The 17,135-nt window shown below is 71.8% G+C and carries 18 protein-coding genes; 11 read left to right on the top strand and 7 right to left on the bottom strand.

Annotation, left to right across the window (positions count from 1 at the left end; translation table 11 throughout):
* The first annotated feature begins 170 nt into the window (after positions 1-170).
* Both ASD11_RS08850 and ligA read left to right on the top strand, forming a co-directional pair.
* Positions 171-1,130 (top strand): methionine synthase, encoded by a 960-nt coding sequence (locus tag ASD11_RS08850; RefSeq protein WP_056286017.1) that lies wholly within the window; start codon positions 171-173, stop codon positions 1,128-1,130.
* Complete coding sequence (gene ligA / locus ASD11_RS08845; RefSeq protein WP_056286014.1) at positions 1,127-3,238, top strand: NAD-dependent DNA ligase LigA; 2,112 nt, start codon at positions 1,127-1,129, stop codon at positions 3,236-3,238. Before ASD11_RS08850 ends, ligA begins: the two co-directional genes overlap by 4 nt.
* A 31-nt stretch (positions 3,239-3,269) precedes the next feature.
* Here the strand turns inward: ligA and ASD11_RS08840 are convergent, their stop codons facing one another.
* The 3 genes from ASD11_RS08840 to ASD11_RS08830 form a co-directional block, all read right to left on the bottom strand.
* The gene (locus tag ASD11_RS08840; protein ID WP_056286011.1) at positions 3,270-4,019 is read right to left on the bottom strand and encodes a cutinase family protein; all 750 of its coding nucleotides are present in this window, start codon (positions 4,017-4,019) and stop codon (positions 3,270-3,272) included.
* Between the two features lie 154 nt (positions 4,020-4,173).
* Entirely contained in the window at positions 4,174-5,070 is an 897-nt protein-coding gene (ppk2, locus tag ASD11_RS08835; protein WP_056286009.1) for a polyphosphate kinase 2, read from the bottom strand.
* Between the two features lie 42 nt (positions 5,071-5,112).
* Positions 5,113-5,559 (bottom strand): protein-tyrosine phosphatase family protein, encoded by a 447-nt coding sequence (locus tag ASD11_RS08830; protein ID WP_056286006.1) that lies wholly within the window; start codon positions 5,557-5,559, stop codon positions 5,113-5,115.
* An 82-nt stretch (positions 5,560-5,641) separates the two neighbouring features.
* On the opposite strand from ASD11_RS08830, the gene ASD11_RS08825 reads away from it, so the two are divergent.
* Positions 5,642-5,878 carry a DUF1272 domain-containing protein gene (locus tag ASD11_RS08825; protein WP_056286003.1) on the top strand — a complete coding sequence of 79 codons (237 nt, stop codon included), beginning with the start codon at positions 5,642-5,644 and terminating at the stop codon, positions 5,876-5,878.
* Positions 5,879-5,886: 8 nt separating this feature from the next.
* Here ASD11_RS08825 and ASD11_RS08820 read toward each other — a convergent pair whose 3' ends face one another.
* The gene (locus tag ASD11_RS08820; RefSeq protein ID WP_156464649.1) at positions 5,887-6,234 is read right to left on the bottom strand and encodes a DUF2568 domain-containing protein; all 348 of its coding nucleotides are present in this window, start codon (positions 6,232-6,234) and stop codon (positions 5,887-5,889) included.
* Positions 6,235-6,342: 108 nt separating this feature from the next.
* On the opposite strand from ASD11_RS08820, the gene gatC reads away from it, so the two are divergent.
* The 4 genes from gatC (at position 6,343) to ASD11_RS08800 (ending at position 10,067) form a co-directional block, all read left to right on the top strand.
* On the top strand, positions 6,343-6,651 hold the full coding sequence (gatC, locus tag ASD11_RS08815) for an Asp-tRNA(Asn)/Glu-tRNA(Gln) amidotransferase subunit GatC (protein ID WP_056285997.1): 309 nt from the start codon (positions 6,343-6,345) through the stop codon (positions 6,649-6,651).
* Between the two features lie 2 nt (positions 6,652-6,653).
* Positions 6,654-8,135: an Asp-tRNA(Asn)/Glu-tRNA(Gln) amidotransferase subunit GatA gene (gene gatA / locus ASD11_RS08810; protein ID WP_056285995.1), complete on the top strand. Its 1,482-nt coding sequence runs from the start codon at positions 6,654-6,656 to the stop codon at positions 8,133-8,135.
* A complete protein-coding gene (gene gatB / locus ASD11_RS08805) occupies positions 8,132-9,652 on the top strand; it encodes an Asp-tRNA(Asn)/Glu-tRNA(Gln) amidotransferase subunit GatB (protein ID WP_056285991.1) in 1,521 nt (506 codons plus the stop codon). Before gatA ends, gatB begins: the two co-directional genes overlap by 4 nt.
* 121 nt (positions 9,653-9,773) lie before the next feature.
* On the top strand, positions 9,774-10,067 hold the full coding sequence (locus ASD11_RS08800; protein WP_056285988.1) for a DUF1540 domain-containing protein: 294 nt from the start codon (positions 9,774-9,776) through the stop codon (positions 10,065-10,067).
* Positions 10,068-10,106: 39 nt separating this feature from the next.
* Here the strand turns inward: ASD11_RS08800 and ASD11_RS08795 are convergent, their stop codons facing one another.
* Both ASD11_RS08795 and ASD11_RS08790 read right to left on the bottom strand, forming a co-directional pair.
* Positions 10,107-10,991 (bottom strand): alpha/beta fold hydrolase, encoded by an 885-nt coding sequence (locus ASD11_RS08795; protein ID WP_162246471.1) that lies wholly within the window; start codon positions 10,989-10,991, stop codon positions 10,107-10,109.
* A gap of 55 nt (positions 10,992-11,046) precedes the next feature.
* Positions 11,047-11,904: an ATP-grasp domain-containing protein gene (locus ASD11_RS08790; RefSeq protein ID WP_056285985.1), complete on the bottom strand. Its 858-nt coding sequence runs from the start codon at positions 11,902-11,904 to the stop codon at positions 11,047-11,049.
* Between the two features lie 55 nt (positions 11,905-11,959).
* On the opposite strand from ASD11_RS08790, the gene ASD11_RS08785 reads away from it, so the two are divergent.
* Positions 11,960-12,664, top strand: a complete 705-nt coding sequence (locus tag ASD11_RS08785) for a SatD family protein (protein ID WP_162246470.1) — start codon at positions 11,960-11,962, stop codon at positions 12,662-12,664.
* Here ASD11_RS08785 and ASD11_RS08780 read toward each other — a convergent pair.
* Positions 12,623-13,126 carry a Pycsar system effector family protein gene (locus tag ASD11_RS08780; protein WP_156464648.1) on the bottom strand — a complete coding sequence of 168 codons (504 nt, stop codon included), beginning with the start codon at positions 13,124-13,126 and terminating at the stop codon, positions 12,623-12,625. The genes ASD11_RS08785 and ASD11_RS08780 overlap by 42 nt on opposite strands.
* A 110-nt stretch (positions 13,127-13,236) precedes the next feature.
* Between ASD11_RS08780 and ASD11_RS08775 the strand changes: the two genes are divergently transcribed.
* Genes ASD11_RS08775 through ASD11_RS08765 form a run of 3 tightly spaced genes read left to right on the top strand, consistent with a single transcriptional unit; the run spans position 13,237 to position 17,034 of the window.
* Positions 13,237-13,824, top strand: a complete 588-nt coding sequence (locus ASD11_RS08775) for a helix-turn-helix domain-containing protein (protein ID WP_056285976.1) — start codon at positions 13,237-13,239, stop codon at positions 13,822-13,824.
* Positions 13,825-13,874: 50 nt separating this feature from the next.
* Entirely contained in the window at positions 13,875-15,584 is a 1,710-nt protein-coding gene (gene ilvD / locus ASD11_RS08770; protein ID WP_056285973.1) for a dihydroxy-acid dehydratase, read from the top strand.
* 1 nt (position 15,585) lies between these two features.
* Positions 15,586-17,034 carry an SDR family NAD(P)-dependent oxidoreductase gene (locus ASD11_RS08765; RefSeq protein WP_056285970.1) on the top strand — a complete coding sequence of 483 codons (1,449 nt, stop codon included), beginning with the start codon at positions 15,586-15,588 and terminating at the stop codon, positions 17,032-17,034.
* Positions 17,035-17,135 lie beyond the last annotated feature (101 nt).

Here is a 17,135-nt window from a genome sequence, read left to right as displayed (position 1 = left end):
ACGGACGCCAGGTCACCGCCCTCAGGCGTGGGCCCGAGAGACGGACGCCAGGTCACCGCCCTCGGGCGTGGGCCCGAGAGACGGACGCCAGGTCACCGCACCCAGGCGGGGTCGGTGGCGGCCGCGGTCGCGTGGTCGGGGGAGCGGGGGCGCGCCGGTAGGTTGGGCTCATGCGTGCCACGGGTGTCGGGTCGATGCCGGGCGAGGACCTCCACGAGACGCTGCGTGTCGTGCGCGGCATCCTGCCCGAGCTGCTCTTCGTCCCCGAGCTGCCGGCCCGGGGCGTCCACTCAGGCATGATCGGCCGGTCCCTCGCCCTCCTCGACGGACTCTCGGCCGACCTCCAGCCCGCCGGCTGGCGCCTCCTCGACTCGCCCGGGCTGGACCACCGCCGCGCGCGCTCGCGCCTCGACCAGGACCTCGACGCCGTCGAGGAGCAGTGGAACGACCACGACGGGACGCTCAAGCAGCAGGTCGCCGGACCCTGGACGCTCGCCGCCACCGTCGAGCTCCAGCGCGGAGAGAAGGTCCTCGCCGACCACGGTGCGCGCCGCGACCTCGCGGAGTCGCTCGCCGTCGGCATCGGCGAGCACGTCGCCGACCTCCGCAGGCGCACCCCCGGCGCGACCGTCGTGGTCCAGGTCGACGAGCCCATGCTCCCGGCGGTGCTCAACGCTCAGGTCCGCACGGCCAGCGGCTTCGGTCGCTATCGCACGGTCTACCCGCCGGAGGCCGACGCCGGGCTCCGGGCCGTCGCCGACGCCGTCCGCGAGGCCGGTGGCACGCCCGTCCTGCACTCGTGCGCCCCCGACCTCCCGGTGGAGCTGCTCGCCGGCGCCGGGTTCACGGCACTCTCCTTCGACCTCTCGCTCGCGCGCGCCGACGACTCCTGGGCCGAGGCGTTCGAGTCCGGGCTCGAGCTCTGGCCCGGGATCCTCCCCTCCTCGGACGAGACCTTCGACGACGCGGCGGCCCTGCGGCGGCTCGCTGCGTGGATGGACCGCCTGGGCTTCGGGGAGGACGCGTGGCACGACCGGGTCGTGCTCACCCCCACGTGCGGGCTCGCCGGCGCGACGCCCGCCCACGCCCGCCGTGCGCTGTCGGCGCTCGCCGATATCGTCGGAGCATGACGAGCGACGACGAGCTCAGGCAACGGCACAAGGAGCTCTCCGAGACGGTCGAGGAGCACCGCACCCGGTACTACCTCGACGACGCACCCACGGTCTCCGACGCGGAGTACGACGCCCTGATCCGTGAGCTCGAGGACCTCGAGGAGAAGCTGCCCGAGCTCCGCACGCCCGACTCGCCCACGCAGACCGTCGGCGGGCAGGCCTCCAGCACGTTCGAGTCCTACGAGCACCGCGAGCGACTCATGAGCCTCGACAACGCCTTCAGCGCCGAGGAGCTGGAGGCCTGGCACGGCCGGCTCGTGCGCGAGGGCGTCACCGACGCCGAGTACCTGTGCGAGCTCAAGGTCGACGGGCTCGCCATCTCTCTCACGTACGAGGACGGTCGTCTCACCCGCGGCGTCACGCGCGGCGACGGCCGGGTGGGAGAAGACGTCACCAACAACGTCCGCACCATCAAGGTCATCCCGCACCGCCTCCACGGCACCGACGAGTACCCGGTCCCGGCGTACGTCGAGATCCGCGGCGAGGTGTACTTCCCCACCGCGGAGTTCGAGGAGTTCAACGCGGCCTGGGCCGAGGCGGGCAACAACCCGTTCGCCAACCCGCGCAACGCCGCTGCCGGGACCCTGCGCATGAAGGACGTCTCCGTCACGGCGGCGCGGCCGCTGTCCATGGTGTGCCACGGCCTGGGGTACCGGAAGGGCTTCACCCCCGAGCGCCAGTCCGAGGCCTACGCGGCTCTCAAGGCCTGGGGGCTGCCCACCTCCGAGCGCGCCAAGGTGCTGCCCGACCTCGAGGGCGTCGAGGAGTTCATCGGGTACTACGGCGAGCACCGTCACGACGTCGAGCACGACATCGACGGCGTCGTGGTCAAGGTCGACCAGGTGGCGCTGCAGGGTCGGCTCGGCTCCACCTCGCGCGCTCCGCGCTGGGCCATCGCCTTCAAGTACCCGCCCGAGGAGGTCAACACCCGCCTGCTCGACATCCGGGTCAACGTCGGGCGCACCGGCCGGGTCACGCCGTACGGGGTCATGGAGCCGGCCAAGGTCGCCGGATCCACCGTCGAGATGGCCACGCTCCACAACCAGTACGAGGTCAAGCGCAAGGGCGTGCTCATCGGCGACATGGTCGTCCTGCGCAAGGCGGGAGACGTGATCCCCGAGATCGTCGGGCCGGTCGTCGCCCTGCGCGACGGCACGGAGCGCGAGTTCGTGATGCCCACGGAGTGCCCGTCGTGCGGCACGCCGCTGGCGCCCACCCGTGAGGGCGACAAGGACTTCCGCTGCCCCAACACCCGGTCCTGCCCTTCACAGCTGCGCGAGCGCCTCACGCACGTCGGGGGCCGGGGCGCGTTCGACATCGAGGTCTTCGGCTGGGAGGGCGCCACGGCGCTCCTCGAGGCCGGTGTCCTCACCGACGAGGGCGGTCTGTTCGCCCTCACCGAGGAGCAGCTCCTCCAGGTGCCGCTCTACACGCGCGCTGCCAAGAAGGCCGAGACCGAGGCGGGTGCCGGCGCGGTCGTGCTGTCCACCAACGGTCGCAAGCTCCTCGACGGCCTGCAGAAGGCCAAGGGCCAGCCGCTGTGGCGGGTCCTGGTCGCCCTGTCCATCCGGCACGTCGGTCCCACTGCGGCCCGCGCCCTGGCCACGCACTTCGCCGACGTCCAGCGGATCCGCGAGGCCGACGTCGACGAGCTGTCCGCCGTCGAGGGCGTCGGTCCCACGATCGCCGAGGCCGTCGTCGACTGGTTCTCCGTCGACTGGCACTGCGGCATCGTCGACGCCTGGGCCGAGGCCGGGGTCCAGATGGCCGACGAGCGCGACGAGTCCATCCAGCGCACGCTCGAGGGCCTCACCATCGTGGTCACCGGTTCGCTCGAGGACTTCACCCGTGACTCGGTCAAGGAGGCCATCATCGTCCACGGCGGCAAGGCCTCGGGCTCGGTGAGCAAGAAGACCGACTACGTCGTGGTGGGCGAGAACGCCGGCACCAAGGCCGAGAAGGCCGAGCAGCTGGGCGTCCCGATGCTCGACGAGGACGGCTTCAAGCAGCTCCTCGCCGAGGGCCCGCCCCCGGCGCCCGAGGAACCCGCCCCCGACGCGGAATGATGCAGGAGGGTGGCCGTCGCCACTGCGTCCATCAGCTCTCGTCGCCGAGCACCGTGACGGCGGTCTCGGCGATGGCCTGAGCCGCCTTCGCGCCTTCGTACGCATGCTTGTGGGCGGTGTAGTCGAGCCCTCCGCCCGTCGGCAGGTTGCACACGACGTCGCCCTGCACGCAGGCCTCCACCGTGCGGCGGGCCAGCTCGCCCAGATCGGGGCCGGCGCCCAGGCTGCCGTGGCCGGTCGGCTCGGGACCGGGCAGGTCGACGCGGGTCACCTTCGCCGCGGGGTCGTGGCGCGGGTTGCCGATCAGCACGAGCAGGTCCACGTCCTTGGCCAGTGACGGCGTGCTCGCGAGGGTCTCGGACGCGATCTGGGAGCCCTGGCTGAAGCCGACGACGACGAGCCTCGACGACGGGCACGTGGCGCTGACCTCCTTCAGGCGAGCGGTCAGCAGCCGCTCGCCCTGCCTGACGTCGGCTTCGTAGATCCCGAGGTCCGAGGCGTCATGGCTGTCGTGCCGGATCGCCTCGACCAGCACGTCGTCGACACCGGCGTCCTGAAGGAGCTCGGTCATCCGGGTGACCACCTGGTCCACCTCGGTCCCGAGGCCGCGGTGGTGGTCGAGCGACTGCGACTGCCCTCGCAGGCCCACCACCTCGACCTGTGGGCAGCCGTCGGCCTTCGCAGCGTCGTCGCCACCTCGAGGCATGGCCCCGCCCGCGCCGCCGCACGCGGACAGCACGAGCGCAGCCACCAGGAGGGGAACGAGTCGCAGGGGAGGCATCACTCCAGCCTGCCAGCACCCCCGCGGCTTTTCATCCCGGCCACCTCCCGCTGAGTGTGACGTTCGAGGGGTGAAAAGACCTGTTCGACCCCGCAAACGTCACACTCAGCGGGGACGGGGAGGGGCGGGGACGGGGCGGTGCGGGGGAGGTCGCTCAGTCGACGTCGGCGTTGTCGGCGTCGAAGAGGTCGGCGGCGGCTCCGACGATGAGCGGGTCGGGCGTGCGCACGACGTCGACGTCCTTGCCGGGGTAGTCGAAGCGGTGCAGGACGTGTCGCATGGCCTCGAGACGCGCCCGCTTCTTGTCGTTGCTCTTCACCACGGTCCAGGGCGAGTGCTTGGTGTCGGTCTTGCGGAACATCGCCTCCTTGGCCTCGGTGTAGGCGTCCCACTTGTCGAGCGAGGCGAGGTCCATGGGGGAGAGCTTCCACTGCCGGACGGGGTCGATCTGGCGGATCGTGAACCGGGTGAGCTGCTCCGCGCGCGAGACCGAGAACCAGAACTTCACGACGTGGATCCCGTCGTTCACGAGCATCTTCTCGAACGCCGGGGCCTGCCGGAGGAACTCGGTGTACTGGTCGGGGGTGCAGAACCCCATGACGCGCTCGACCCCGGCCCGGTTGTACCAGGAGCGGTCGAAGAAGACGATCTCGCCGGCGCTCGGCAGGTGCTGCACGTAGCGCTGCAGGTACCACTGCGACTGCTCGCGCTCCGTGGGCTTCACGAGGGCCACGACGTTCGCGCCGCGGGGGTTGAGGTGCTCCGCGAACCGCTTGATGGTGCCACCCTTGCCCGCCGCGTCGCGGCCCTCGAAGACGAGCACGATGCGCTGACCCGTCTCCTTGACCCAGCTCTGGAGCTTGATGAGCTCGATCTGCAGCAGTCGCTTGTCCAGCTCGTAGGTCGTGCGGTCGAGCCGCTCGGCGTACGGGTACCCCTCGCGCCACGTGTCGACCGCGAGACCGGCCGGGTCGAGCAGGACGGGGTCGTCATCGTCGTCGTCGACGACGGTGTAGTCCTCGGGCAGGGCATGGCGCAGCGTGTCGAGCATGGGCCGGACGCTAGGCCTCCTGGGTGAACGAACGGTGTCCGGTCAGGGCTGTCGCGGTGTGACGCTCTGCACCCATCGGCGCTGCCGGCGGGTCTCGACCGCCCGCGGGTGCAGGTGCCGGCGCACCCACCCGACCGCCTGGTCCGGCGGGACCCCGGCGTCGATGGCCATGACCGCGAGCGCGCACCCGGACCGCCCCATACCGCCGGCGCACGCGATCTCCACGCGCTGGTCCCGAGCGGCGTCGGCGGCCGCGCGCACCATCCGCGGGGCGGTCTCAGGGTCGCGGGGGAGGCGGAAGTCGGGCCACGGGACCCAGAGGTGGGGCCACGGCCGGGGTCCGGGGTCGCGTCCCGTGAGGTAGATCCCGAGCTGCGGGTCGGGGCCGTCGGGCGTCTCGCGGCGGAGTGCCCGCACCCGCACCTTCGTCCCGTCGGGCAGCGTCACGACTCCAGGGGTCGCAGCGTGCCAGCCGGAGGGACTGCTCATCGCTCGATCGTGGCACGATCTCGGCGACAGGTGGCCGGACCAGGGATCGTGGGCGGAGCTGATCCTGGGCCACGATGGACCCATGCTCGAGATCCGCCCCAGCTGCGAGTGCTGCGACCGCGACCTGGCGCCGGACTCCACCGACGTCATGATCTGCACGTACGAGTGCACGTGGTGCCGCGACTGCGCCACGGACGTCCTGCGCGGCGTCTGTCCCAACTGCGGCGGAGAGCTGGTCCGGCGTCCCGTCCGCCCGGCGCACAAGCTGCTCCAGGACCCGGCGTCCACGCGCAGGGTGCTGCGGGCGTCCTGCCCGTAGGACGTGGCTCAGAGCTCGTCGCGGGCCAGTGCGAGGTGCACGGCGGACGCCACGACGGCGAAGACCACGCCCAGCACCCAGAGCCCGCCGGCGGCGGCGTAGAGCGCCACGACCACGAAGATCATGACCTGCACCACGACCCGGACGGGGTTCTCGAGGTAGCGCGGGGAGCTGGGCGCCATCCACTGGGCCCAGATGGCGATCGCGACGAACGCGAGGAACACGCCGATGCCCCAGCCGAGGAACCCGTCGGCGAAGCCGTGCCCCGCCAGCACCAGGACGATCGCCATGGCGCACACGCTCAAGAAGGCCAGGGCCTCGAGCGGGGTCATGTCGGGGGCGTCGTGGGAGGGCACGCGACGAGCCTAGGACACCGCCCCGGACAGCAGGGGAGAGGCGCTCACTAGGATGGATCGGTACACCCCGGGCACGCCCGGACCGCATTCCACGGACAAGGGAGACGCATGTCGTCGGCCATCTCACGTGAGGACGTCGCGCACCTCGCGAGCCTCGCCCGCATCTCGCTCAGCGAGGACGAGCTCGACCGCCTCGGCGCCGAGCTCCCCGCGATCCTCGACCACGTGGCGGCCGTGCAGGGTGTGGTCGAGTCAGCGGGCGACGACGTCGAGCCCATGAGCCACCCCGTCCCGATCAGCAACGTCTTCCGCGAGGACGTCGTCCGGCCGGGGCTCACCCCGGAGGCAGCGCTCGAGGGCGCCCCGGCCTCGGAGGAGCAGCGCTTCCTCGTCCCGCAGATCCTGGGCGAGGAGTGAGCATGAGCGACCACACCCGCTCCAGCGCGGCGCAGATCGCGGCGGCCCTGGCCGACGGCACCACCTCCGTCGAGGTCACCCAGGCGCACCTCGACCGCATCGCGGCCACCGAGCCCAGCATCAACGCGTTCCTCCACGTCGACGCGGAGGGCGCCCTGGCCACCGCGGCCGACGTCGACCGGCGTCGCGAGGCAGGGGAGTCCCTCCCGGCCCTGGCCGGTGTGCCCGTGGCCGTCAAGGACCTCATCAACACCACGGGCCAGCCCACGACGGCCGGCTCCCGGATCCTCGAGGGCTGGGTGCCGCCCTACGACGCCACCGTCGTCGCGCGCCTGCGGGCCGCCGGCCTGCCCATCCTCGGCAAGACCAACCTCGACGAGTTCGCCATGGGCTCCTCCACCGAGCACTCGGCGTACGGCGACACACGCAACCCCTGGGACACCGACCGCATCCCCGGCGGCTCCAGCGGCGGCTCGGCCGCCGCGGTCGCGGCGTTCGAGGCCCCGCTCGCGCTCGGCACCGACACGGGTGGCTCCATCCGTCAGCCCGGCGCCATGACCGGCATCGTCGGCGTCAAGCCCACGTACGGCGGGGTCTCGCGCTATGGCGTCGTCGCCATGGCCAGCAGCCTCGACCAGGTGGGGCCCATGGCTCGCACCGTCGAGGACGCCGCGCTCCTGCACGAGGTCATCGCGGGGCACGACCCGCTCGACTCCACCAGCATCGACGCCCCGGTGCCCTCGGTCGTCGAGGCGGCCCGACGCGGCGACGTCTCCGGGCTGCGCATCGGCGTGATCCGTGAGCTGGCCGGCGAGGGCTTCCAGCCCGGCGTCCAGTCCCGCTTCGACGCGGCGGTGGAGGCGCTCGCCCAGGCCGGCGCCGAGATCGTCGAGGTGTCGTGCCCCAGCTTCGTGCACGGCATCGCGGCCTACTACCTCGTCATGCCGAGCGAGGTCTCCAGCAACCTGGCCCGCTTCGACGCCATGCGCTACGGCCTCCGGGTCGCCCCCGAGGGCGTCGACGGACCGAGCGCGGAGCAGGTCATGGCCGCGAGCCGCGACGCCGGCTTCGGCGACGAGGTGAAGCGGCGCATCGTGCTCGGCACCTACGCGCTCTCCAGCGGCTACTACGACGCCTACTACGGCTCGGCCCAGAAGGTGCGCACGCTCATCGCCCGCGACTTCTCCGCCGCGTTCGAGCAGGTCGACGTCCTGCTCTCGCCCACGGCGCCCACCACGGCGTGGAGGCTCGGCGAGAAGACGTCGGACCCCCTGGCCATGTACCTCGAGGACATCTGCACGATCCCGGCCAACCTCGCCGGGCTCCCCGGCATCAGCGTCCCGATCGGCCTGGCCGACGACACCGGTCTGCCCGTGGGCGCGCAGCTCCTCGCGCCGGCCCTCGCCGACGACCGCCTCTACAACGCCGGTGCCGCGCTCGAGCGGCTCGTCTCGATGCCCGTCCTCCAGGAGGTCGCCCGATGAGCACCACCGCCAAGACCGCCCTCGTCGGCTTCGACGAGGCCCTCACCCGCTACGACCCCGTGATGGGTCTCGAGGTCCACGTCGAGCTCAACACGGCCACCAAGATGTTCTGCGGCTGCGCCACGGCGTTCGGCGCGGAGCCGAACACCCAGGTCTGCCCCGTGTGCCTCGGCCTGCCCGGCGCCCTCCCGGTCGTGAACGCCAAGGCGGTGGAGTCGGCGATCCGCATCGGTCTCGCGCTGAACTGCGAGATCGCCGAGTGGTGCCGGTTCGCGCGCAAGAACTACTTCTATCCCGACATGCCCAAGAACTTCCAGACGTCGCAGTACGACGAGCCCATCGCGTTCGAGGGCTACGTCGACATCGACGTCCCGGCCGACGACGGAAGCGTCGAGACCTTCCGCATCGAGATCGAGCGGGCCCACATGGAGGAGGACACCGGGAAGTCGCTGCACGTCGGCGGTGCCACGGGCCGCATCCACGGGGCCGACCACTCGCTGCTCGACTACAACCGCGCAGGCATCCCGCTCATCGAGATCGTCACCAAGACCATCGAGGTGCCGGGGCACCGTGCTCCCGCCGTCGCACGCGCCTACGTGAACCACCTGCGCGACCTCATGGTCGCGCTCGACGTGTCCGACGCCCGCATGGACCAGGGCTCGCTGCGCGCCGACGTCAACCTCTCGCTCAAGCCCAGCGGGTCCGAGACCCTCGGCACCCGCAGCGAGACCAAGAACGTCAACTCGTTCCGCTCCGTCGAGCGCGCGGTGCGCTACGAGATCGGCCGTCACGCCGGCATCCTCGACGTGGGCCAGAAGGTGCTGCAGGAGACCCGACACTTCCACGAGGCCGACGGCAGCACGTCGGCCGGCCGCGAGAAGTCCGACGCCGACGACTACCGCTACTTCCCCGAGCCCGACCTCGCGCCCGTCGCGCCGTCGCGCGCGTGGGTCGACGAGCTCCGCGGGACGCTCCCGGAGCCGCCCGCCGAGCGCCGCAAGCGTCTGCAGGCCGCGTGGGACTTCGCCGAGCTCGACATGCGCGACATCGTCGGCGCCGGTGCGCTCGATCTCGTCGACGCCACGGTCAGGGCGGGCTCCTCGCCCACCGCGGCCAAGAAGTGGTGGCTCGGTGAGCTGGCCCGACGCTCCAACGAGCAGGGCGTCGACCTCGCCGCCCTGCCCGTCACGCCGGAGCAGGTCGCGGGCGTGCAGGCGCTCATCGACTCGGGCCGCATCAACGACAAGCTGGCCCGGTCCGTCCTCGACGGCGTCCTGGCGGGCGAGGGCACGCCCGACGAGGTCGTCGCGTCCCGCGGGCTGGAGCTGGTGTCCGACGACGGCGCCCTGGGCGACGCCGTCGACCGTGCCATCGAGGCCAACCCCGACGTCGCGCAGAAGATCCGCGACGGCAAGGTGCAGGCCGCCGGCGCCCTCATCGGCTCGGTCATGAAGGAGATGAAGGGCCAGGCCGACGCCGCGCGCGTCCGCGAGCTCATCATCGAGAAGCTGGCCTGACCTGGCGGGGAGCGGCTGGGGTAGGTGCCCTCAGCCCAGCCTCTCCTCACAAAAGTCAGCGTGTCCTGACCGGGGGGTGCCGGACGTACGGTCAGGAGCACCACGCGATCCAGGAGGCATCATGACCGTCACCGACCTGCCGTCCGTCCACGAGTGCTCTGCGAGCGGCTGCTCCTACAACCACGACGCCGGCTGCCACGCCGGCGCCATCACGATCGGCGGCACCGACTCCGCCTGTGGCACCTTCATCGACCTCGGGGTCGAGGGCGGGCTGACCAAGTCGCTGGCCATGGTCGGTGCCTGTCACCGCAGCGAGTGCGCCCACAACAGCGACCTGGAGTGCTCCGCCGAGTCCATCCGGGTGGGGCCGGGCGCCGACGCCGCGGACTGCCTGACCTACCAGGCCGCGAGCTGACCCGAGGCCACCTCGGGTCCGCCGTCGCCGTCCGGAGGGTCAGCGGCAGCGCGACTCGAGGTCGCGGAGCTCGCTCATGACGATCTCGGGCCGCTCGATGGGCACGAAGTGCGTCGACCCGGCGATCTCGCGGAACCGCGAGTGCGGCAGGCGCTCGGCCGCGGTGCGCATGCTCCTGGGTCCCGCCAGCACGTCCCAGGACCCGGCCACGAACGACGTCGGGACGGTGATCCCCGAGAGGCTCACCCGACGGTGGCGCGACGCGCCCATCCCGAGCTTGGCGTACCAGGCGGCGTCCATCTGGAAGAACTCCTGCACGAGTGCCTGGAGCGCAACGGTCTCGGCGGCGGGGCTGATGATGTGCGCCCGGCGCACCAGGTCGACCGTGAACCGGTTCCAGGGGAAGGCCCTGATGATGCGCCCGCTGGCTCGTCCGGTGTAGACGGAGCTGAACGTCGCCGACGTCATGAGGAGCTTGGCGAGCGGTGCGGGCAGACCCACGGGCTGGAGCATGGAGGCGAACGTGTCGCCGGGGACGCCGCAGACGGCCAGGATGCCGCGGACCCGCTCGGGGTGGCGCAGGGCCAGCTCGAAGGCGACGTTGACGCCGATCGACCAGCCGACCACGACGGCCGACTCGATGCCGGCGGCGTCCATCACGGCCACGGCGTCCTCGACGTGCGCCTTGACGCTCAGCCGCCCGTTCGTGGGACGCGCCGAACCGCCGATCCCGCGGTGGTAGTTGCCGTGCACGCGGAATCCGGAGTCCGGCTGCAGCAGCGTCGGCCAGGCGTGGGGGTTGGTGCCCAGGCCGTTGGTGACGAGCACGTCGGGGCCGGAGCCGTCGTTGGTCCATGCCCGGATGCGCGTGCCGTCCTGGCTCTTGACGTCGAACTGGCGCACGAGCGCCGCGGGGAGTGCCACGGCGGGGATTCTGCCACGGAACCGCAGGTCAGGGCGGTGAACCGCCGATCCGACGTCAGCCGAGCAGGCCGGACGCCCTGGCAGCCGCGACGAAGGCGTCGGCGCCGGACGGGGTGTGCTCGAGGAAGAAGGACGGCTCGGCGAGCTCCAGCTCCATGAGGCGGGGGGACCCGTCGTCGTCGGTCACGACGTCCACCCGGGCGTACAGCGGCTCGGTGCCGAGCGCCCGGCGGGCGGCGTCGAGCACGCGGAGACCGAACTCGACCTGCGTGTCGCTGGCCTCGCGTGGCCGGATGTCCTCCTTCAGCTCGGGCAGCGAGCGGGGGTCGTCGCCGGCTGCCAGGAGCGCGCCCTTGCGGAACGCGTGCGAGTACGTCCCACCGAAGAAGAGCATCCCCGTCTCGCCGTCGCTGTCGACGGAGCTGACGTAGGGCTGGACCATGGTGGGACGACCCGCCGCCAGGAGGGCCTCGCTGTGGTCCACCACCTGGGCTCGGTCGCTCCAACGAGCGGTGTCGGCGGACCCCGCCGAGATGGTCGGCTTCACGACCCACTCGGAGCTCTCGGGAAGGTCGTCGCCGGCGCGGACCGACCACTGCGTCGGCACGATCGCGATGCCGGCCGCCTCCAGCAGCCGCAGGTAGGTCTTGTCGGTCGTCCACGTCAGGACGTCGGCGTCGTTCTGCAGGCGGGGCACGCCCCGCGCCCACGCGAGGAACTCCTCGCGGCGTGGAACGTAGTCCCAGCACGACCGGACGACGACGAGGTCGAAGGCGGCCCAGTCGACCGTCGGGTCGTCCCACACGACGACGTCGCTGTCGATCCCGGCCGCCGAGGCGGCCTGCGTGAGCAGGGGGAGGTCGGCGTCGGAGTCGGCGAAGCCGGCTCCCGTGGCCCAGGCGATCCGTGTCATGACTCGATCTTGACACGAACCGAAATGTCTTATGTGAAGCCATATGCTGATGTTCATGTCCTGGCCCACGCGTGTCGCCGTGATCATCGACCTCGTGGGGTCGCGGCGTCAGCGGGACCGGGCCTGGCTGCACCGCACGTTCGTCACGGCGCTCGCCCAGGTCGACGCGATGGTGCCGGGTGAGCAGCCGCTGGCCCCCACCGTGGGGGACGAGGCCCAGGCTCGCTACCACTCGGTGAACGACGCGTTGCGCGCCACGCTGCTGCTCCGTCTGGTGCTTCCCGAGGGCCTGGACTGCAGGGCCGGCATCGGCGTGGGGGAGGTGCAGGACCTGGGACCCGGCGTGGCGGGCCTCCTGCAGGACGGCCCCGGCTGGTGGGCGGCGCGCGACGCGATCAACGAGGCGAAGGCGCGCGAGCTCGTGAAGGACCGCACGCTGCGCACGTGGTACCTGCTGGCCGACGAGGCGGAGCCCGGCTCGGAGGTGCCGTCGGACGCCGTGGTGCAGGCGCTGCTGCTGACGCGCGACGAGATCGTCTCCTCGATGCAGGAGCGCTCGCGACGACTTCTGCTGGGCGTCCTCCAAGGCGTCTCCCAGGCCGACCTCGCGCTCCAGGAGGGGATCAGCGCCTCGGCGGTCTCACAGAACCTTCGACGCAGCGGCGCCTACGCGGTGCTCCACGCCCACGACCGTCTGGACGGGAGGGGCGTGGCGAGCTCAGTGGCCCCAGAGCCCGGCGGGGAGGAAGAAGGGGACTGAGGCCGCCGCGAGCCTCATGGCCACCCGCACCCAGGCGTACTTGCGCGCCACGATGTGCGAGAGCTCGAACATCTGGTGTCGGGTGCGGTCGGTGAGGGAGGGAGGCTGGGCCTCCAGGATCTCGGTGAGCTCCTCGGCGGAGTGCAGCGCCGCCACGTGTCCCCAGTAGTGCACCTCGCGCGTGCGAGCGGGCACGGTGAAGCGCGGCCACACCGCGCTGGCTGCCGCGAACACCGAGCTGCCGGCCAGCAGCGCCCCGATGCTCCACGTCACCTGGCCGAGGCCGTCGAGGTCGCCCGGGCTCCAGTCGCGGGCGATGAGACCGCCCAGGACGGCTCCGAACCCGATGCCCAGGACGGCCAGCACCATGGAGGCCTTGTGGTCCGCGGCACCGACCTCGTTCCGCGCCTCGGCGAGGATGGCCAGCTCCACTGCCGGCGTGGCGTCGGTCCCCGGATCCATGGCCCTCACTGTGCCACGCGCCCCGGACAAGGCTGTCGGCCTGATCTGCTCGAATCAATCAATATGGCTTGATTCTTGCGTATCAATCCTTGGGGGTTGATACTGGCCAGATGTTCGCCCTCACGATCGATCAACGCTCGAGCCGGCGCACGGCCGATGCCGTGCCCGAGCTCGTCGCGGCGCTCAACGAGCACCCGCTCGTGAGGTCGTTCGAGCGGACCGCGGGAGACGAGGTGCAGGGGCTGACCGACCGTCCCGACGTGGTCGTGGACATCCTCGTCGAGCTCGCCCGGCGTCAGACCTGGTGGGCCGGGGTGGGCGTGGGCGCGGTCGAGGACGACCTCCCGGACTCGGTGAGGGCGAGCCGTGGCCCGGCGCTCGTGGCGGCCCGCGACGCCGTCGAGCGGGCCAAGCACGCCACGGCCGGAGTGGCGGTCTCGGGCGCCGAGGGCCTGGACGCCTCCGCGGTCGAGGACGTGGAGACCGCCGCCCAGGCCCTGGGGCTGCTGGTGGGAGCGCGCTCGCTCGAGGGACACCAGGCCGTGGCGGCCGTGGCCGAGGGTGTCACGCAGTCGGAGGCCGCGCGTCGTCTCGGGATCTCGCCCCAGGCGATGAGCCGTCGGCTGCAGGTGGCGCGGTGGGACGACGAGGCGCGACTGCGCCGTCTCGTGCAGCGTCTGCTCGAGCGCGTGTCCTGACCGGCCATCCGCCGCAAGCCCGGTTCGACGGCGGCCGTATTCTTGGGCGCATGCCCAGCGAGACCCCCAACGCCCCCGAAGACCGTGGCCCCGTCGACATCAAGCCCCGCAGCCGCGACGTCACCGACGGGCTCGAGAAGACCGCCGCCCGCGGCATGCTCCGCGCCGTGGGGATGGGCGACGACGACTGGGTGAAGCCGCAGGTCGGCGTGGCCTCCAGCTGGAACGAGATCACCCCGTGCAACCTCTCGCTCGACCGGCTCGCCAAGGCCGTCAAGGAGGGCGTGCACGCCGGCGGCGGCTACCCGCTCGAGTTCGGCACCATCAGCGTGTCCGACGGCATCAGCATGGGCCATGAGGGCATGCACTTCTCGCTCGTGAGCCGTGAGGTCATCGCCGACTCCGTCGAGACCGTCATGATGGCCGAGCGCCTCGACGGCTCGGTGCTCCTGGCAGGCTGCGACAAGAGCCTGCCCGGCATGCTCATGGCCGCTGCCCGCCTCGACCTCTCCAGCGTGTTCCTCTACGCGGGCTCCACGCTGCCCGGCAACGTCGACGGCAAGGACGTCACCATCATCGACGCCTTCGAGGCCGTCGGTGCGTGCATGAAGGGCCTCATCACGCGCGACGAGGTCGACCGCATCGAGCGTGCCATCTGTCCCGGCGAGGGTGCGTGCGGCGGCATGTACACCGCCAACACCATGGCCTCGGCCGCCGAGGCGCTCGGCATGAGCCTGCCCGGCTCGGCCGCACCCCCGGCGCCCGACCGGCGCCGCGACGACTACGCCAAGAAGTCCGGCGAGGCCGTCGTCGAGCTGCTCCGTCGCGGGATCACGGCGCGCGACATCATGACCCTCGAGGCGTTCGAGAACGCCATCACCGTGGTCATGGCGCTCGGTGGCTCCACCAACGCCGTCCTGCACCTGCTCGCCATCGCCCGTGAGGCCGGCGTCCCCCTCACGCTCGACGACTTCAACCGCGTCGGCGACAAGGTCCCGCACCTCGGCGACCTCAAGCCCTTCGGCCGCTACGTCATGAACGACGTCGACAAGGTCGGCGGCATCCCGGTCATCATGAAGGCGCTGCTCGACGCGGGCCTCATGCACGGCGACGTCATGACCGTCACCGGCAAGACCATGGCGGAGAACCTCGCCCACATCGAGCTCGGTCTCGACGGCGACATCATCCGCCCGCTCGACGCCCCCATCCACAAGACGGGCGGCATCACGATCCTGCACGGCTCCCTCGCGCCCGAGGGCGCGGTCGTCAAGAGCGCCGGCTTCGACGAGTCGGTCTTCAGCGGCACGGCCCGCGTCTTCGACGGCGAGCGCGCCGCGATGGACGCGCTCGAGGACGGCACGATCGTCGCCCGCGACGTCGTGGTGATCCGCTACGAGGGGCCCAAGGGCGGCCCCGGCATGCGCGAGATGCTCGCCATCACCGGTGCCATCAAGGGCGCCGGGCTCGGCAAGGACGTCCTGCTCCTCACCGACGGTCGGTTCTCCGGCGGCACCACCGGCCTGTGCGTCGGCCACGTGGCGCCCGAGGCGGTCGACGGCGGCCCCATCGCGTTCGTGCGCGACGGCGACCCCATCACGCTCGACGTCGCCAACAAGACCCTCGAGGTCGAGATCGACGACGACGAGCTCGAGCGTCGCAAGGCCGGCTGGGAGCCCAACCCGCCCAAGTACACGACCGGCGTGCTCGGCAAGTACCGCAAGCTCGTGGGCTCCGCGGCCCACGGCGCCGTCACGGGCTGACGTGACGAGCCAGGACCGGGAGGCGACGGGCTTCACGCCCGAGGAGCTCGAGACCGCGCTCAGGGTGCTGGGCGAGGCCAAGTACCTCGGCGAGGAGGACGACGCCTACGTCGCGCTGCGGCGCGCCTGCGGGTCGTTCTACAAGGACGTCAAGAAGGAGCGCCGCAAGGCCAAGCGCGCCCAGGTGGCCGAGGCCGACCGCTCCGTCGTCGAGTCCACGGCCACCGGCTCCGCACGCCGCATCGACGACGAGACGGCCGGCATCCCGCTGGTCTCGCAGGTCCGTGGGGCGTCGGCGGGGGAGCTCCTCGTGCCCCGCTCCTGCTACATCTGCAAGCAGAAGTACACCGTCGTCGACGCGTTCTACCACCAGCTGTGCCCCGACTGCGCGGCCTCCAGCCACGCCAAGCGCGACGCCCGCACCGACCTCACCGGTCGCCGAGCGCTCCTCACCGGCGGCCGAGCCAAGATCGGCATGTACATCGCGCTGCGTCTCCTGCGCGACGGCGCGCACCTCACCATCACGACCCGCTTCCCGCGCGACGCCGTCCGCCGGTTCCGATCCATGCCCGACGCCGAGGAGTGGATGCACCGGCTCAAGGTGGTGGGCATCGACCTGCGCGACCCGGCCCAGGTGATCGCCCTGGCCGACGACGTCGCCGCCGCCGGCCCGCTCGACATCCTCGTCAACAACGCGGCACAGACCGTCAAGCGCACGCCGGGCTCGTACTCGGCCATCTCCGACTCCGAGTCCGTCCCCCTCGAGCCCGGGCTGACGCCGGAGCTGGTGACCTTCGGGCACACGTCCGACCTCCACCCGGCGTCGCTCGTCGGCTCGGTGGCCGCACACCCCGTCCTCGCCGGCGATGCGCTCACGGCAGACCGCCTCACGAGCCAGGCGCTCGAGGCCGGCTCGGCCGACCTCTCGCGCATCGACGCCGGCGGCCTGCTGCCCGACGTCGTGAGCACCAACAGCTGGGTGCAGACGGTGGGAGAGGTCGACGCCCTCGAGCTCCTCGAGGTGCAGCTCTGCAACAGCGTGGCCCCGTTCATCCTCGTGAGCCGCCTCCGACCCTCCATGGCTGCCGCCGCCGCCCGACGCACGTACGTCGTCAACGTCTCGGCCATGGAGGGCCAGTTCGGCCGCCGGTACAAGGGCCCCGGACACCCCCACACCAACATGGCCAAGGCCGCGCTCAACATGCTCACCCGCACGAGTGCCACCGAGATGCTCGAGTCCGACGGGATCCTCATGACCGCCGTCGACACCGGCTGGATCACCGACGAGCGCCCCCACGTCACCAAGGTGCGGCTCGCCGACGAAGGCTTCAAGGCGCCGCTCGACCTCGTCGACGGAGCAGCCCGCGTGTACGACCCCATCGTCCGCGGCGAGGCCGGAGAGGACCTGCACGGCGTCTTCCTGAAGGACTACGTGGCTTCGCCCTGGTAACGGCGCGCCGCCTCGTTCCTCGGCGGCTCAGACCTGCTGCTCGCTGCGCTCGCATCAGGGGCCGTTCGCTCGCTTCGCTCGCGTAGGGGCACTTTCGAGGC

This window comes from Aeromicrobium sp. Root495, assembly GCF_001426755.1.
In the GTDB taxonomy this organism is placed as follows: domain Bacteria; phylum Actinomycetota; class Actinomycetes; order Propionibacteriales; family Nocardioidaceae; genus Aeromicrobium.
Note: the sequence above shows the minus strand (reverse complement) of the source record. Positions and strands in the feature narration are given on the sequence as shown.